The organism is Plantibacter sp. AC185, from assembly GCF_979258065.1.
Map to the genome: position 1 here is coordinate 3,399,264 of NZ_OZ409831.1, position 16,180 is coordinate 3,415,443.

General features: G+C 70.4%; 14 protein-coding genes. 2 read left to right on the forward strand and 12 right to left on the reverse strand.

Annotated features, from left to right (window positions below; translation table 11 throughout):
• Positions 1 to 24 precede the first annotated feature (24 nt).
• The 6 genes from ACZZZB_RS15905 to ACZZZB_RS15930 are packed head-to-tail and all read right to left on the reverse strand — an operon-like array spanning position 25 to position 5,193.
• On the reverse strand, positions 25 to 897 hold the full coding sequence (locus ACZZZB_RS15905; protein ID WP_121293987.1) for a MurR/RpiR family transcriptional regulator: 873 nt from the start codon (positions 895 to 897) through the stop codon (positions 25 to 27).
• Entirely contained in the window at positions 878 to 1,753 is an 876-nt protein-coding gene (gene phnE, locus ACZZZB_RS15910) for a phosphonate ABC transporter, permease protein PhnE (RefSeq protein WP_124769807.1), read from the reverse strand. The genes ACZZZB_RS15905 and phnE (ACZZZB_RS15910) overlap by 20 nt, the downstream gene beginning before the upstream one ends.
• Positions 1,750 to 2,583: a phosphonate ABC transporter, permease protein PhnE gene (gene phnE, locus ACZZZB_RS15915; RefSeq protein WP_124769806.1), complete on the reverse strand. Its 834-nt coding sequence runs from the start codon at positions 2,581 to 2,583 to the stop codon at positions 1,750 to 1,752. The genes phnE (ACZZZB_RS15910) and phnE (ACZZZB_RS15915) overlap by 4 nt, the downstream gene beginning before the upstream one ends.
• Positions 2,580 to 3,404: a phosphonate ABC transporter ATP-binding protein gene (gene phnC, locus ACZZZB_RS15920; protein ID WP_463530214.1), complete on the reverse strand. Its 825-nt coding sequence runs from the start codon at positions 3,402 to 3,404 to the stop codon at positions 2,580 to 2,582. Before phnC ends, phnE (ACZZZB_RS15915) begins: the two co-directional genes overlap by 4 nt.
• Before the next feature lie 39 nt (positions 3,405 to 3,443).
• Positions 3,444 to 4,454: a phosphate/phosphite/phosphonate ABC transporter substrate-binding protein gene (phnD, locus tag ACZZZB_RS15925; protein WP_137243514.1), complete on the reverse strand. Its 1,011-nt coding sequence runs from the start codon at positions 4,452 to 4,454 to the stop codon at positions 3,444 to 3,446.
• 31 nt (positions 4,455 to 4,485) lie between these two features.
• Positions 4,486 to 5,193 carry an HAD family hydrolase gene (locus tag ACZZZB_RS15930; RefSeq protein WP_191941573.1) on the reverse strand — a complete coding sequence of 236 codons (708 nt, stop codon included), beginning with the start codon at positions 5,191 to 5,193 and terminating at the stop codon, positions 4,486 to 4,488.
• 147 nt (positions 5,194 to 5,340) lie between these two features.
• On the opposite strand from ACZZZB_RS15930, the gene ACZZZB_RS15935 reads away from it, so the two are divergent.
• Positions 5,341 to 5,961, forward strand: a complete 621-nt coding sequence (locus tag ACZZZB_RS15935) for an amino acid deaminase (protein WP_191941572.1) — start codon at positions 5,341 to 5,343, stop codon at positions 5,959 to 5,961.
• Positions 5,962 to 5,967: 6 nt separating this feature from the next.
• On the opposite strand, the gene ACZZZB_RS15940 is transcribed toward ACZZZB_RS15935, so the two are convergent.
• Positions 5,968 to 6,528: a hypothetical protein gene (locus tag ACZZZB_RS15940; RefSeq protein WP_191941571.1), complete on the reverse strand. Its 561-nt coding sequence runs from the start codon at positions 6,526 to 6,528 to the stop codon at positions 5,968 to 5,970.
• 83 nt (positions 6,529 to 6,611) lie between these two features.
• Positions 6,612 to 9,731 carry a DUF7507 domain-containing protein gene (locus ACZZZB_RS15945; protein WP_463530215.1) on the reverse strand — a complete coding sequence of 1,040 codons (3,120 nt, stop codon included), beginning with the start codon at positions 9,729 to 9,731 and terminating at the stop codon, positions 6,612 to 6,614.
• A 175-nt stretch (positions 9,732 to 9,906) separates the two neighbouring features.
• On the opposite strand from ACZZZB_RS15945, the gene ACZZZB_RS15950 reads away from it, so the two are divergent.
• Complete coding sequence (locus tag ACZZZB_RS15950; RefSeq protein ID WP_463530216.1) at positions 9,907 to 11,538, forward strand: helix-turn-helix transcriptional regulator; 1,632 nt, start codon at positions 9,907 to 9,909, stop codon at positions 11,536 to 11,538.
• A 40-nt stretch (positions 11,539 to 11,578) separates the two neighbouring features.
• On the opposite strand, the gene ACZZZB_RS15955 is transcribed toward ACZZZB_RS15950, so the two are convergent.
• Genes ACZZZB_RS15955 through ACZZZB_RS15970 form a run of 4 tightly spaced genes read right to left on the reverse strand, consistent with a single transcriptional unit; the run spans position 11,579 to position 16,144 of the window.
• Positions 11,579 to 12,916: a glycoside hydrolase family 32 protein gene (locus tag ACZZZB_RS15955; RefSeq protein ID WP_463530217.1), complete on the reverse strand. Its 1,338-nt coding sequence runs from the start codon at positions 12,914 to 12,916 to the stop codon at positions 11,579 to 11,581.
• A gap of 53 nt (positions 12,917 to 12,969) precedes the next feature.
• A complete protein-coding gene (locus ACZZZB_RS15960) occupies positions 12,970 to 13,803 on the reverse strand; it encodes a carbohydrate ABC transporter permease (protein WP_175117588.1) in 834 nt (277 codons plus the stop codon).
• Positions 13,804 to 13,811: 8 nt separating this feature from the next.
• Positions 13,812 to 14,762, reverse strand: a complete 951-nt coding sequence (locus ACZZZB_RS15965) for a carbohydrate ABC transporter permease (protein ID WP_370582698.1) — start codon at positions 14,760 to 14,762, stop codon at positions 13,812 to 13,814.
• Positions 14,762 to 16,144 (reverse strand): ABC transporter substrate-binding protein, encoded by a 1,383-nt coding sequence (locus ACZZZB_RS15970; protein WP_426737913.1) that lies wholly within the window; start codon positions 16,142 to 16,144, stop codon positions 14,762 to 14,764. Before ACZZZB_RS15970 ends, ACZZZB_RS15965 begins: the two co-directional genes overlap by 1 nt.
• Positions 16,145 to 16,180 lie beyond the last annotated feature (36 nt).

Sequence of the window (16,180 nt, forward strand, 5' to 3'; positions counted from 1 at the left end):
CCGATCGGAACGGCCCGAGCCGGGTCAGTCCGAAGCGTCGTCCGACAGCGAGCCGCTGATGACCGCGAGCGTCGCCGACTGGGCGCGCTGCGCACGATCGCCACGTCGGCCCACGAGCAGCCCGACCACGGATTCCGTCACGAGCATGATGGCCGCCCGGGAGGTGTGCACGAGTTCGTCCCGGAAGGTCGCGTCGATGGGAGCGACCACGAGCGCGACATCGGCGAGTTCGGCGACGGCCGAGCGCGGAAAGGAGGTGATCGCGAGGACGGTCGCGCCACTCGCTCGAGCTGCCGCGGCCACGTCGACGGACGCCCGGTTCGCGCCCGAGCCCGACAGGACCAGACACGCCGCGCCCGGGCCGAGATGGGTGGCGGCGATCTGCTGCCCGAGGGTGTCGGGCAGGTACTCGGCCGGCCGGCCTGCGGAGATGAGCCGCATCGCCAGATCGGAACCGAGCGGTGACGAGAGGCCGTTCGCCGCGATGAGCAGTCTCGGCGCTTCGTCGAGCACGCGGACGAACCGTTCGAGCGTCTCCTCCGTCATCGCCGACGTCGTCTGGCCGAGGCGACCGGCGAAGTGGTCGATGGCCCCGCGGAGGGTGCCGAGCATCGTGTCGTCGCCATCGTCGCGGGCGGTCGGTGTCCCGAGCGCGACCTCGCGGGTGAGGGCGACACGCAGCTGCGGGTAGCCCTCGTACCCGAGCGACTGCGCGGTGCGGATGACGGTGGCGCGGCCGACGCCGGCGAGGTCGGCGACCTCCTGGGCGGTGCGCTCGATGCTCGCCTCGATGTCCTCGGCCACCGTCTCGGCCACTCGGCGTTCGCTCGGCTGGAGCGACGGCGCGAGCATCGCGATCCGGGCCGTCGGCGGGGCGTCAGCGGACCCTGTCCACATTGCGGCTCCTCGTCGTGCGGGCGGGAAGGGCGGTACGGGTGGTACGGGCGATGCCGGGGCCCCGGGTGATCCGGCGTCGGATGGCACCCGAGATCGCGTCCATCGTCATGGTCACGACGACCACCACGATCAGCAGCATCCCGACTGTATCCCACTGGCGATAGTTGGTGTAGTTCGCCAGCATGCTGCCGATCCCGCCCGCGCCGACGAGCCCGAGGACCGCCGAGGTGCGGATGTTGATCTCGAACCGGTAGAGCGCGAGCGACAGCAGCGCCGGGGCGGCGGCGGGCCAGAGCGCCCAGCGCGTCACCTCGGCGGTACCGCCACCGGCAGCGCGGACGGCCTCCGAGGCGCCCTCCTGCACCGACTCGATCGTCTCGTAGACCCACTTCCCCTGGGTGCCGATGCCGGCGATCCCGAGGGCCAACGCGCCCGTGAACGGGGTGAGCCCGGTGATCGTGAGCAGGATGAGGGCGATGATCACCTCCGGGACCGCGCGGATGACGGCGAACACCCCACGCAGCGGCAGCCGCAGCCAGACCGGACCGACCGACCCTGCGGCGAGCATGCCGAGCGGGATCGAGACGAGGACGCAGAGGATCGCGCCGATCCAGGCCATCGAGATCGACCGCCACATCTCGGTGAGGGCCCGCGGCAGCTTCTCCCAGTTCGGGCTCTCGAACATGAGTCCGCCGAAGTGCACGAGCTGCGCCGGGACGGTGCCGAGATCGCGCCAGTCGATCGGCAGGCCGGCGGTCGCGGCGATGACGACGATCCCGACGGCGACGGACGCGAGGGTCGGGACGAGTCGCGAGGGACGGCGGGGGAGCACGGTGTTCGGATCGTTCGCGGTCATACGAGTCGCCTCCGCAGCAGGTTGGACGCGACCTCGATGAGCACGACGACGACGAGGATCTCGAGGACGATCACCGAGACGTCGTCGTAGGCGTAGAACGCCCGCCGTTCGTCGAGCAGCCGACCGATGCCGCCGGCGCCGACGATGCCGAGGATGGCGGAGATGCGGACGTTGAGCTCGAGGGTGTACAGCCACTGGTTCGCGAACAGCGGCCAGACCTGCGGGAGGACGGTGACGCGGTTGATCTGCGTCTGCGTCCCACCGGCGGCCTTGCCGGCCTCGATGTACGGGTGGTCGGCGGAGTCGATCGCCTCGGAGACGAGTTTGACGATGATGCCGAGGTCGAAGAGGAAGAGCGTCAGGAGGCCGGGCAGCGCGCCGACGCCGACCATGGCGACGAGGATGGTCGCGTAGACGAGGTCGGGCACCGCTCGGATGACGTTGACGATCGCGCGCAGGATGCGACGCGACAGGCCGTTCGGGTTCGTCGGCGCCGCCGCCCACAGCGTCAGTGGGACGGACAGCAACGCAGCGGCCACCGCACCCACGAGCGCCATCTGCAGCGTCTCGAGCATCGGTTGCACCGTCCGTGGCAGGAAGGCGAAGTCGGGTTGGAAGAGCTGGAGGAGCAGACCGGATCCGTTGTCCCAGTGGGAGATGAGCGCGCCGAAGTCGAGCTGCACGCCGCCGATCGCCGGGAGGCAGGTGGCGATCGTGAAGGCGGCCACGGCCCCGATGATGAGCGCGGTCCGCAGCCGGGTGCTCGGCCTGGGCGGCAGCCGCCAGTCGGTCACGGGTGGCAGGTTCCGGTCGGTTCCCGTCGTCGTCATCGGTCGAGCCGATCATCGGGCTGGATGGGGCGACCGTAGATCCGCTCGAAGTCCGCCTCGGTCGCGTCGGCTGCGGAGCCGTCGTAGACGAGTTCGCCGTCGCGGAGCCCGATCATGCGGGTCGTGTAGGTGCGAGCGAGGTCCATGAGGTGGATGTTCACGAGCACCGTGAGACCCGTCTCGGTGTTCACCCGGCGCAGGTCGTTCATCACCGTGTGCGCGGTCGGCGGGTCGAGGCTCGCGACGGGCTCGTCGGCGAGCATGACGCTCGGCTGTTGCGTGAGGGCGCGGGCGATCGCGACCCGCTGCTTCTGCCCGCCGGAGAGCTGCGCCGCGCGAGTCCAGACCTTGTCGAGCATGCCGACCGACTGGAGCGAGCGCAGAGCGAGCTCCCGGTCGGCGGCGGTGGTCAGGCCGAGGAGGTTCCGGTACGTCGGGGTGCTGGCGAACCGGCCGACGAGCACGTTGCGGTACACGCTCGTCCGGTCGGCCAGGTTGAAGCCCTGGAAGATCATGCCGACGTGCCCGCGCAGCCGACGGAGCTGCCGGTCGCGCAGACCGGTGACGGTGTGCGGCCCGACGGCGACGGTCCCGCTCGTCGCCGGCACGAGGCCGTTGATCGTGCGGATGAGCGTCGACTTGCCGGAGCCGGAGAGCCCCACGACGGAGACCATCTCCCCGGCGGCGATGTCGAGTGAGACGTTGCGGAGCGCCTTCGTGCCGTTCGGGTAGGTGACCGAGACGTCGTCGAGACGGATGGACCACGACGCGGAGGCCGCGAGCTGGGCTCGGGCCTCCGCGCGATGCTGATCAGTGTTCATGCACCGGATTCCTGGAGAGGGTCGATCGGTTGGAGCGGGTCAGTTCGAGAACTGGTCGAGGATCTCGCCGTAGCGGGTGATCTCGTCCGGTGCGGTCTTGTCGGTCCAGCCGGACAGGCCGACGAGGTCGAACATGACCTTCTTCGCCGCGTCGGAGGAGTCCGCGTAGCCCGCCATGAGCTTGGTGAGCTGCTTGGTGAGGTCGGCCGGGAGCGACTTCGAGACGGCGACGCCGCCGTTGGGGATCATCTCGGTGTAGGCGAAGGCGACGACCTTGTCGGCGACGTCGGGCGCCTCCTTGAGGACGGTCGTGCGCGCGTCCCAGTAGCCGAACGAGACCTCGGCGTCGCCGTTGTAGACGGAGAGGACCGCGTTGTTGTTGCCCTCGACCGGGACCTGGGTGATGTCGGCGTCGGTGTCGATGCCGGCGTCACGCATGGCGACCACGGGGTACTGGTATCCGGCGGGCGAGGTCGCGGCCTGCAGGGCGACCTTGGTGCCCTTCGAGATCTTGTCGAGGGCCTTCAGCGCGGCCGGCCCGGAGCCGGTCGCAGCGTCTGCGCCGGGCTCGATGCCGTTGCAGTAGGAGAGCGGGGTGTCGCTCGCCGCGTAGGTGACCATGACCGGCGCCTCGGCGCAGTACTTGTCGGGGTTGTTCGTGTAGGCGACCGACGCGTACGAGGTCGCGCCGAAGCGGACGTCGCGCAGGACGAGGTTCGCGTCGTAGCGCTCGGTCGCGTTGTAGAGCGAGCCGGCGTCGGTGATGATGACCTGCGCCTGGTCGCTGCCGAGGGCCTCGACGGTCGCGGCGTAGTCGGTCGCGACGACGCCGTTGACCTCGATGCCGAGGTTCTCCGAGAGGTAGCTGGTGAGCGGGTCGAGCGCTTCGGCGAGGTCCTCGCCCTCCACTGACGGCACGAGCGAGATGGTGATGGAGTCGGGCCAGGACGCCGTGCCCGTGGCCGACGGGGACGAGGCGGCGGGGCTGCAGCCGGCGAGGGCGAGGGCGGCGACGGCCGCGACGCCGGTGAGGAGCAGGGTCTTGCGCATGTTCGGGATGCCTTTCGAGGGTGGAGGGTGATCAGGAGGCGGACGGAGCGGGAGTGGAGGTCGGGGAGGCGTCGGGGAGGCGCGATGCTGCTGCGGCCCAGGCGATGATCTGGTCGTACAGATCGGCGAGCGAGCGCCCACGCATCGTGGCGGTGGCCGTCGAGCGCTCGAAGGTCGCGCCGACGAGGGCGGTGTCGGCGCCCAGCTCGGCGGCGGGAGCGAGGTCGTTCTCGACGATGTCGCCGACGGCGAGGACGGGGCCGGCGGCGAGTGCGTCGCGGATGAGCGGGACGAGGCCGGCCGGCTTCCCGACGGTGAAGTGCACGGCGTCGAACGCCTCGGCGACGCCCCAGGTCTGGAGGAGCGCCGTGATGCCGTCACCGGGGGCGTTCGTGGCCAGGATGAGTCGGGCGTGGGTGCCCAGCGTCTCGAGGAACGCGGGCAGGCCCTCGGGGGAGTCGACCGCCGCTTCACTCGAGCCGAGCAGCGCGCGGGAGTCGTCGTAGGACGCGCCGATGACGTCGGCACCGACGCCGGCTTCGCGGGCGATCCGGGTCACGGCGTCGTACCCGTCGCGGGCATCGGTCTCGCCGGTCGCGAACGCGGCGAGGGCAGCCTCGGCGCGCATCGCGAACTCGGAATCGCCGGTGCGCTCGGCGATGGCGCGGGCGAAGGCCGTGATCGGCCCGTCGCCGAGGGCGAGGGTGCCGTCGAAATCGAAGAGGATGGTGGGGGCCACAGGCGCTCCTTCTGAGCGTGTCGTTCACACGGCCGCTCCTGCGGACGCTGCGTCCATCATGGACGGCGAGTGTGGACGCAATCACCATGGCGGGTGAACGGCGGGTGAATTCACCGACGCACGAGCCGCCTATGCTGTGGTGCTGTGATGATGACGGAGCTCGCGCGACGAGCAGAGACCGAACCCTCGACCGTGCTCGAGGAGCATTCCTGGTTGGGTGCGGCGATCGACGACGACACAGCGGCCGGCCGGTTCGCCTCGTGGGGTGCGTCGACCGTCATCGACGAGCACACGGGCGGGCCCGTGATCCCTCGTGTGCTGTTCGAGGCACTCCATGCGCGCGCCGGCCTCGCCGCGGCCTGGCCCGTCGGGAACGCCGGGCTCCTCCACGTCTACGGCTATCTGCTCTCGTCGGTCCCGACGCCGTACGGGTTGAAGCGTGACCGCTGGCTGGACGGGAGGCTCGCGCGCGCGTTCGGGCTCCCCGACGACGAGTTCGTCCCGTGGGCTCGTGCGTCGTCCCTGCTGTCGCGGGTGACGGCGGCCGCGCAGGACCTGCTCGCACGACCGGTACGGACGGCCGAGGGCCCGTCCGGTCGGATGCGTCTGGCGCTCGGCGACCCGACGGACACCGACGCCGTCGCGCTCGTGTACGGCATCGACGAGCGCCTGATCACGACCTTCCCGGTCGCCTCCGGAGCAGCGGTGCTGGAGGAGTGGGACGCCGACCCCGACCGTCCCCGGTGGAACGCGGCTGTCGAAGGCTGACGCGGATCAGGCGTCGGAGGATCCTCGGCGGGCGTCCCGGCGACGCCCTGATCGCACGCCGGATCGGCGGAGGCGCCCGGCGACGAGACCGGCCAGCTCCATGGCGAGGACGTAGCTCACGACGCGGACCGCGAGCAGCACGATGACGAGCACCGGCGAGACGAGGTCGGGCGAGATCACCGCGAAGGACAGCGCCCAGATCGCGACGCCGCCGGCCGCGGCCGCAATCCAGGTCGTCACGCGGGCGGGGTGACGGCGGCGGGCGAGCACCAGGTCGATCGCGGCTGCCGGAACGACGAGCGCGACGATGATCGCCGGGCCGAGGGCCGTGACGGGCAGTGCGAGGAGCCCGGTGACGGCTGCGGTGAGCACCGTCGCACCGGGGACGCCCGTCCAGCGCCTGGCGAGCATCGGCATCACCATCGTGACGGCGGCGATCGCGGCGTAGAGCACCGGGTTGAGCACGGCGGCGGTCGACGTCAGCGGGCTGACGAGGACGAGGATGACGGCACCGACGGCGCCGAAGGCCGCACAGCGCAGCAGGGTCGTGGTGGTCGCGGATCTCATGGCCTCAACAGGGTAGTGGTGGTGGAAGTACGACGGGCGGGCCGAGCCCGAAGGCTCGACCCGCCCGATCGGTCAGGTCCGGGTCAGCGCCCGGTGACGAGGCGGCGTCGGATGACGAGCCCGGTACCGAGCAACAGCAGGATCGCCGCTCCGACCGCCAGTGGTGCGACGGTCGTTCCGGTCGAGGCGAGCACCGGACCAGGCGTGCTCACGGTGGCCGTGGACGGGTCGGAGGTGAACGATTCGCCGCCCGGCGTCGTGCCGGTCCCGAATGCGGTGTTGCGGATCGAGCCCGCGTTCAGGTCAGCCTGGGTGACCGTGTACGTCGCGGTGCAGACGAGCTGGAGCCCGGGGGCGAGGAGCGCCGTGCCGGTCGGGCAGGTGATCGCGGAGAGCGTGCCCGTGCCGGTGAAGTCACCTTCCTGGACCGCGACGTCACGCAGCGTGACGTTGCCGGTGTTCGTCACCTGGAACGAGTAGGTGATGACCTGTCCTGCGGTCGTGGCCCGCTCGACGTCTGCCGTCTTGACCACCGAGATACCGGGGACGGGCGGCGACGGGATCGTGACCTCGGACGGCGGCGAGACCGGCGGCACACCGTTCACGCTGTTCGGCGGCGTCGCCGTCGCGGTCGCCGAGTTCGTGATCAGCCCCGCATCGACGTCGGCTTGCACGACCGTGTAGGTGGCCTCGCAGGTGATCGTCGCGCCCGGTGCCAACGCAGCGGCTTCGGGCGGGCAGACGACGTCGGACAGCTCGCCGGCGCCGGAGAACTCCCCTTCCACCACCGTCGGGTTCGTCAGCGTGACGTTCCCGGTGTTGGTGAGGAGGAAGGAGTAGGTGACGACCTGGCCGACAGCGAGGCCGTCCTGGGCCACCGCATCGGCCGACTTCACGACCGTGATGGCGGCTGTCGCCGGGAACGCGACGGTGGTCTCCGACGGCGGCGAGACCGGGGGAGTGCCGCCCGACGGCGGGGTGCCGGTCGCGGTCGCGCTGTTCGTGACCGATCCCGCGTCGACGTCGGCCTGGGTCACCGTGTAGGTGGCCTCGCAAGTGACGGCTGCGGCGGGTGCGAGCGAGCCTGCCGCGGGCGGGCAGACGACCTGGGACAGCTCGCCGGTGCCGGTGAAGTCGCCCTCGACGACCTGGACGTCGGTGAGGGTGACGTTGCCGGTGTTGGTGACCAGGAACGAGTAGGTGACGTCCTCGCCGGCGTTCGCGACCGTGGTCGGCGTCGCGGACTTCGCCACCGTGATGGCGGGCGCGGCGGGGAACTCGACCGTGGTCTCCGACGGCGGTGAGACCGGGGGAGTGCCGCCCGACGGCGGGGTGCCGGTCGCGGTCGCCGAGTTGGTCACCGAGCCGGCGTCGACGTCGGCCTGCGTGACCGTGTAGGTCGCTTCGCAGGTGACGGTCGCCGCCGGGGCGAGCGAGCCCGCTGCGGCCGGGCACACCACGTCGGAGAGCTCGCCGGTGCCGGAGAACTCGCCCTCGATGATCGAGACGTCGGTCAGGGTGACGTTGCCGGTGTTGGTGACGAGGAACGAGTAGGTGACGTCCTCGCCGGCGCCCGCGACCGTCGTCGGCGTCGCCGACTTCACGACGGTGAGCGCCGGGGCCCGGGCCACGCCCGGGATGGTGACCTCGGACGGCGGTGAGACCGGCGGCTGACCCTGCGGCGGCGTCCCGGTCGCGGTGGCCGAGTTGGAGACGGTACCGGCGTCGATGTCGGCCTGCGTCATCGTGTACGTGGCTTCGCAGGTCACGGCCGCCGCAGGTGCGAGCGACGCGGCACCCGGCGGGCAGACGACGTCGGAGAGGTCACCGGTCCCGGTGAACGCGCCTTCGTCGACCTGGACGTCGGTGAGCGGGACGTTGCCGGTGTTGGTGACGAGGAACGAGTAGGTGATCTCGTCGCCGACGGCGTACTCCGCCGCTGCGGGGGACGCGGACTTCACAACGGTGATCGCGGGGGCCTGCGGCACGAACTCGACCGTGGCGTCGGCCGGCGGGTTGAGGCCCACGCTCGTGATGTTGTCGGGCCCGTTCGTGAACGTCCCGGCGACCGGCGACGTGACCTCGACGGTCACGGCGCAGGAGATCATGCCTTGGCTGAGGTTCCCGGTGACGTCGATCGACGAGCCGCCCTCGGGCGCGGTGACGACACCCGACGGGCAGGTGGTCGACGCGTCGCCGTCGGCGATCGTCAGGCCGGCGGGCAGCGCGTCCGTGAACGACCACCCGTTCTTCGCCGCGAGCTCATCGGTGTTCGTGATCGTGAGGGTCAGCGTGGACGTCTCACCGGCGACGACGCTCGCCGGGCTGAACGACTTGTCCAACTGCGGGGAGACGTCGAGCACCTGGATGTTGTCGAAGGCGTGGTCGTTGCCGGCCGTGCCGCCGCCGGTCAGGTTGCGGGCGACGATGCCGACGGTCGCCCCGGGGAGCAGGACCGCTCCCGGCGAGACGTAGGTGCCGACGCGGACGTTCTCGGCCCCTGCCGCACCGGTGGCCGGTGCCGTGACGGACCGGGAGCCGGCTGCGGTACAACCGTTGATGGCCCCGACGGAGTGCGCACCGCCCTGGTCGTCGGTGAGGAAGAACTCGAGGACGGGCTGCTGCGACGCGTTGCAGGACACCGCCGCGAGATCCACCGAGGTCGTGAGGTACCGGCCGGCGCTCGTGAGCGCGATCGGATCGACGGTCGCGAACTCGACCGCGTTCGGCGGGTTCATCGTGAGGTTCTGCTGCGAGGTCCAGGCGCTCACGGAGTGGTTGGCCGTGTCGCCGGCGCCGAGGGCCCAGGCGAGCTGCCGCGTGCGCCCTTCACCGGACGCCGACGCCGCGAGGCACTGCGGCTCCGCGGACGAGGCGAAGCTCGTGATGTTGCCGTTGCACTGGGTGTGGTCGCGCCAGGAGGCGTCCGCGGTGTACCGCGTGCCGTCGGCTCCGACGTAGTCCTCGATGTACGTCGGCGACGTCACGCCGTTCTCGAAGTCCTCGGTGTAGACGACCGAGCCCGACTGCGGTGTTCCCGGCGTCCCCGGCAGCGCCTGCGCGCTCGAGCCGACCCCGACGAGCGAGAGCGCCGACAGGACGGTCACCCCGATGATCCCCATGGTCGCGCGACCGGCGGACGGTGCGCCCCACCGGTTCCGCCACCGTGCGCGGTGACTCCTTCGACCCGTGTGCTGCTGCATGTGTGTTGCCTTCCCCGTGAAGCGGCGGTGCGCCCGCCGAAAACCTGGCCCCAGCTGTGGGGCCGAGGATCAGTAGAGCGGCAACCCCGACGCGGCCCGGGCGGATCGGCCAAAGACCACCCCGCATCCTGCCCCGGGTGTTCCCCGACAGGTGACGGTCACTTAGGGTTGACCCGTGCGCATCGGTCGGAATAGGTACTTTCCCTCCCTCGGGGCGGGGTTCCTCCACCCCACGGACGTCGCCCCGGTCACCCGTCTCCTCACCACGGCCATCCAGGAGGAGGACTGGGACACGGTCGTCTCGGTGATCGAGTACGAGTGGGGGATCCTCATGGCGCTCGACCTCGCGACACTCGACCACGCACTGCAGGCGCTCCCGGCGCGGGTGCTCTCGAACCACCCCATCGTCTTCGCCGTCCGCGAGATCCGGCTCAACATCCGCGGGGAGACCGACGCACTCGACCAGTCGGTGGGGCAGTTCCAGCTCCCGACCCATCCCGACGACATCCGTGACCGCGCCCGCTCCGAGCTTGCGCGCATCAGCCTGAGCGCATCGACGGCGTTCATGATCGCCTACCGCGTGCACGGCCGGCACCAGCGCGCGTTGCACTACGCGCGGATCACCGAGGAGCTCGCTCGCCGGGCCCGCGTGCACCGCCCGACCGAGTTCGCAGCCCGCGTCCCCACAGCCCTGCTGCAGGTGGGGATCACGAAACTGCTCGTGGGAGACCTCCATGAGGCGAGCCTCGTCCTCCGCGAGGCGTACGAGCTCCGGCACGAGTCCTGGGACGGCCGGAACGGCGGGGACGCCTCCGGCAAGCTCGCCCTGCTCTACGCCGTGCGCGGCGAGATCGTTGAGGCGGACCGCTGGCTCGAGCGCCACGACGACGGGGGCGGCGCGCACGGGTGGATGGTGCCGCTGGTCCAACTGTCGGGTGCCATCGCCCGGGCCTTGATCGCCATCGCCCGCGTCGACCGGGCAGCGGCTGAGGCGGCGCTCGCGACGCTGGAGCTCCAGGTCAACCGCGAGCGGTCCTGGGCCCCGTTCATCACCTACGCGCAAGCGCAGCACGCACTCCTCTGGGGCGATCGACGGGCGGCGCTGCAGCTCATCGAACGCACCCGCGTGTTCGCCGGTCGCAGCCTGCGTCACGCCGGGTCGGAGCGACTGCTCGACGCCGTGGAAGCGTCACTCCTCCTCGCCCTCGACCGGCCGACGGAGGCCAGCGTCCTCCTCGACGGCCGTGACCGCAATGCCCACACCGCGGCGGTCGCCTCGCGGCTCGCGCTCCTGAGCGACCGCAAACCCCTCGCCCGGGAGCTCGCCACCGCCGGGCTCGCCGAGGAGCACATCGACGCCGGTGCGCAGACGGAGCTGCTCATCACCTCGGCGCTCGCCGACGACTCGGACGAGGACGGTCGGCGGCATCTCCTGCAGGCGATCGCGACGACGGCGCGGACCGGGATGCTGACGCCCTTCGTGGTGGCGCCGCGCAGGCCGCTCCGACACCTCCTCGGCACGATGTCGCCCAGCGAGACCCATGCGCGGATCGAGCGGACGCTCGCCTCGAGTCCCGAGCCGACGCCGGAGACCGTGCAGCTCGTGGAGCTCACCGCCACCGAGCGTCGGATCCTCCAGCTCTCCGCGGAGGGCCGGACCCGGCAGGACATCGCGCAGGCGCTGTACGTGTCCGCGAACACGGTGAAGTTCCACTTCCGGAACGTCTACCGGAAACTCGGCGTCGACTCCCGTGAGGACGCACTGGCCACCGCACGGCGGTTGGGATTGCTCCCGACCGAGCGGTGACGCGCGGCGCATCCGTGCCGCGCGTCACCGCGTCTCCGGGTCAGCGGGACGCCGACACCTCGACGGCCGTGGGGAGGGCCAGGGACCAGGCCTCGGCTCGCACGGTCGCGTCGTGCCGCACGGCGTACCGCTCGCCGTCGGCCGGATACGCGCGGAACGTCCGAGCGGGGTGCCCCGTGTGGTGGATCTCGACGATGGACGCGTCGATGAGGATGCGGACCTCGTCCCCGTCGGCCAGTTCGCCCCGCCAGATCAGCTGCGTGTCCGAACCCGACAGCTCGAGGGAGGCCGTGCCCGCGCCCGTGAGTCGCACCTCCGCCTGATCAGGGAGTTCCGCCGGGTCGACGACCTCGGCCCGGAGTCCCGTCAGCTCCCGCGCCGGGATCAGCTCGACCTCGTCGCCGCGGACCACGAGCTCGCGCGGGAACGTCAGCATGCCCGACCAACCCTGCTCGTCGGTGTCCGCCTGCGTCCGGCCGCGCACGCCATCGGGAGCGATCTCCTGCGCCCAGCCCCAGAGCAGCACCCGCTCCGACTGTCCGTCCGAGCCGTCGGACTGCACGGCCTGCGGCGCGTAGAAGCTCGACCCCTCGTCGATGATGCCGGTCCGGCGGGCGCTGAACACGGGCCGCCCGGTGGCCTCGTCGAGGTCCATCGAGCCGAGGACCCAGGCCACCCCGCGGTGCGGCTGGCCGTCGAGCCACAGTGACACCAGCAGCACCCAGTCGTCGCCGACCCGCACGAGCTGCGGGCACTCCCACCCTTCGCACGGAGCGAGCTCCGAGACGACCGGTGCCTCGGCCGTCAGCAGGTACCCCTCCTCGGTCCAGGCGTCGAGGTCGTCGACGCCGTAGAGGAGTAGTGCGCCACCGACGTCGGAGCGCCCGGCGCCCTGGATCGCCCAGCGGCGCCCACCCAGCTCGAAGAGGAACGGGTCGCGCACCATCGTCACGCGCTCATCGGCGGGGAGCCCCGCAGCGACGATGCGTTCGCCGGTCCAGTCCTGCGCATCCGCCGAGCCGTGGACGACGACGACCTCCGAGAACCCGTGCCGGTCACGCGCGCCCGAGTAGACGACGGACGGCCGGCCCTGGTCGACGACCCCGACGCCGCTCCAACAGCCGAAGCCATCGGTGGTGCCCGGGCGGGGTGCCAGGGCCACCGGGTGCTCCTCCCAGGCGAGCAGGTCCGGCGAGCTCACGTGACCCCAGTGGATGTCCTCGTGCCGGGCCGACCCCGGGTTGTATTGGAAGAAGACGTGCCAGCGACCGTCGACGAACATGATGCCGTTCGGATCGTTCAACCACCCGGCCTCGGGTCGCGGGTGCAGCAGCGGTAAGCCGCGGTCGAGGACGTGCGTTGCGTGGAGGCCGGTCATGGCTTCCTTTCGGTTCGAGATCAGTCGGATCGAGGGGAGGGCGGTGGTGCTGGTCACTTGCTGACGCCGGCGGTGAGCCCTTCGCGCAGCGGCTTCTGGCCGAAGACGAAGACCAGCGCAGCCGGGATCATGGACAGGACGACACCGGCGAGGACGGTCGCGACCGACCCGGTGCCGAGGTTGCCCTGCAGGGTCACGAGCCCGAGCGGGAGGGTGAAGTTCTGCTCGCTGATCGTCAGGATCAATGGCCGGAAGAACTCGTTCCAGTGGTAGTTGAACGCGAGGATGCCGACGATCGCGAGGCCCGGGGCGGCGAGCGGCAGGTAGATGCGGAAGAAGATCTTCCACGGACCCGCCCCGTCGATCTGCGCCGCCTCGGCGAGCTCCGGCGGCAACCCCATGAAGTACTGCCGCATGAGGAACGTGCCGAACGCCGTCGGGATCATCGGGATGATGAGCGCGAGGAGCGTGTCCGACAGGCCCATGCCGCGGATGAGCATGAACACGGGGACGATCGTCACCTGCATCGGCACCATCATCGTGGCGAGGATGAGTCCGAACAGGATGCGCTTGCCGCCGAAGTCGAAGCGCGCGAAGACGTAGCCGGCCATCGCCGCGCTGAGCATCTGCCCGGCCGCGATGAGGAGCGTCACCAGCGCGCTGTTCCACGTGTAGAGCAGGATCGGGATCTTCTGGAAGACGTCGATGAACGCGCCCGGGCCGAACTCGGTCTGCCCGGTGTCGACGTTCGCGGGGGTGAGCGCCGTGATGAGCGTCCACACGACGGGCGCGAGTGTGAGGAACGCGGCGATGACGAGGACGAGGAACTTCCCGGCCGTGGCGAGTCGGCGGCGTGATGAGTCGGGGGTGACTGCTGCGATGGACATCTGGGACCTCATCCGTAGAAGACGAAACGCTTGCTCAGCCGGAACTGTGCGGCGGTGACGAGCATGATCAGGAGCGTCAGCACGATGCCGATCGCTGCGGCGAGACCGAAGTCGAGCTGCTGGAATGCGGACTCGTAGATCACCATCACCGCGGTACGGGTGTCGTCTCCCGGCCCACCTCGCGTGAGGACGTACGGCTGGTCGAAGATCTGCAGGGCGCTGATGATGGCCATGACGGACGCGACGAGCATGGTGGGGCTCACGAGGGGCAGGGTGACGTTCCGGAACTGGCTCCAGCCGTATGCGCCGTCGAGCGACGACGCCTCGTAGACCTCGCGCGGGATCGCGGCGAGTCCGCCGATGAACAGCAGGAAGGTGAAGCCGAAGTTCTGCCACACGTAGACGAGGAGGACGACGATCTTCGCCCCGAAACCGGTCGTCAGCCAGCCGATGTTCCCGACGCCGAAGAGCCCGAGGAACTCGTTGACGAGGCCGAACTCCTGGTTGAACAGGTACGACATCACAAGCGACACGGACGCGGCCGACAGCACCAACGGGAAGAACAGCGCGGAGCGGAAGAAGGTACGCAGCCATTCCGGCATCCGCGACTGCACGAGGATCGCGAGGAGGAGCGCGACGGCGAGCTGGAGCGTCACCGCCACGACCACGAAGCCGACCGTGTTCAGGAAGGACACGCGCACCGTGGGGTTGGCGGCGAGGTCGACGAAGTTGCCGACGCCGACGAACTCGGGTGCCGAGATGATGTCCCACCGGAAGAAGGCGAGGACGAACGACCCGATGATCGGGATGAAGCTGAAGAGTCCGAGGCCGATGAGCGTCGGGGCGAGGAACACCCAGACGAGCAGTCGGCTGCCGCGAGGGGCACGCTTGCGTCGTCCGGTCTTGGCCTCGGGCGGGACGACCAGTGCCCGGGTCGCCGTCGGTGACTGCAGTGCCATCATCGTCCCTTCAGCGCGAGCTCAAGGTCCCGCTGCATCGTCTCGAGGCCTCGGCGGACGCCGTTCGGGCCGTTCGTGATCGTGCCGACCACGTTCTTGATGAGGGCCGACTCGACGGCGGCCTGTTGGGGCGGTGCGGGCATCGGGCCGGTCGTCGGGAACCGGTCGAGGGTGTCGTAGAAGACCTCCCAGTGCTTCGGTCCGATGTCACCGCCGTACAGCTCGGCGTTGAGTGAGCGCCGGGGCAGCGACGAGTCGGGCTGGCTGTGCGCGATCGACATGCCCTCGACGGAGATGCAGTACTTCATCCACTCCCACGCCTCGTCCTTGCGTTCGGAGGTCTGCATCATCGCGTACCCGCCGGCTCCGAACTGGTGGCGCTGTCCGCGCATCTTCGGGAAGTAGGTGACGTCGTACTCGTCGTCGCCGAGGCCGGCGTCGTTGAGTCCCTTGACCCAGAACCCGCCGGCCGGCGTCATGCCGACCGAGCCGCGGGAGAAGAGCGAGACGAGCTCGTTGCCGCCGCCCTGGGCGGGGTTCGCGGCGATGCCCTCGGAGACCATGCGCTGCAGGACCTCGAAGCTCTCGACGGTGCGGTCGCTCAGCGCGTCGGCGTTCTCCCACAGGTACCCACCACCACGAGGGGTCTCGTCCGGGTAGAACTTCGACCACATCCAGTCGCCGCCGGGTGCCTTCTCCTCGGTGAGGAAGCTCGTGTCGTTGATGTACAACCAGGGCACGACACCGCCCCAGAGCCGGTTGTTCCAGAAGTAGGGGAGGAACGATCCGGGGGCGCTGGCCTGCATGGTGCGGCCGACGGCGAAGAAGTCGTCGACCGACCAGTCGTCGCGCGGACGCTCGAGGCCGGCCCGCTCGAACGCGGAGGTGTTGTAGTACATGTTCGCCGCGTTGAAGTTGTCCGGCAGCTGGAACAGGTTGCCCTTGTACATGAACGACTCGATGAGCGAGGGGTTCACGTCGTCGAAGTACTCCTGCAGCTCGGCGGCGTCGCGCTGCACGTACTCGTCGATCGGGTGGGCGAGGCGCTCGGCGAACAGCTGGGTGCCCTCCGTGGCGACCGACACGATGTCCGGCGGGGTGCCGGCCGCGACCATCGTGAGGATCTTGGCGAAGAAGTTGCCCCAGTCCTGGCCCTGGATCGCGATGATCCGGACGGGGATGTCGGGGTGCAGCTTCTGGAAGCCGTCCACGAGCGACTGCCGGGCGGCGGCGTCCTGGGCGGTGCCGAAGAGGGCGACGGTGAGGGCGTCGTCACCTCGGCCGGGGATGTCTCCGCCGGTGAGGCGCGGCCAGGAGATGGCCGTGCCCGCCAGACCGAGACCGAGCAAGGCGAGTGCCGCCCTGCGACTCAGATCAACCACGTTGTTGCTCCTGCGAAATCGGGGCCGACCGTTCGC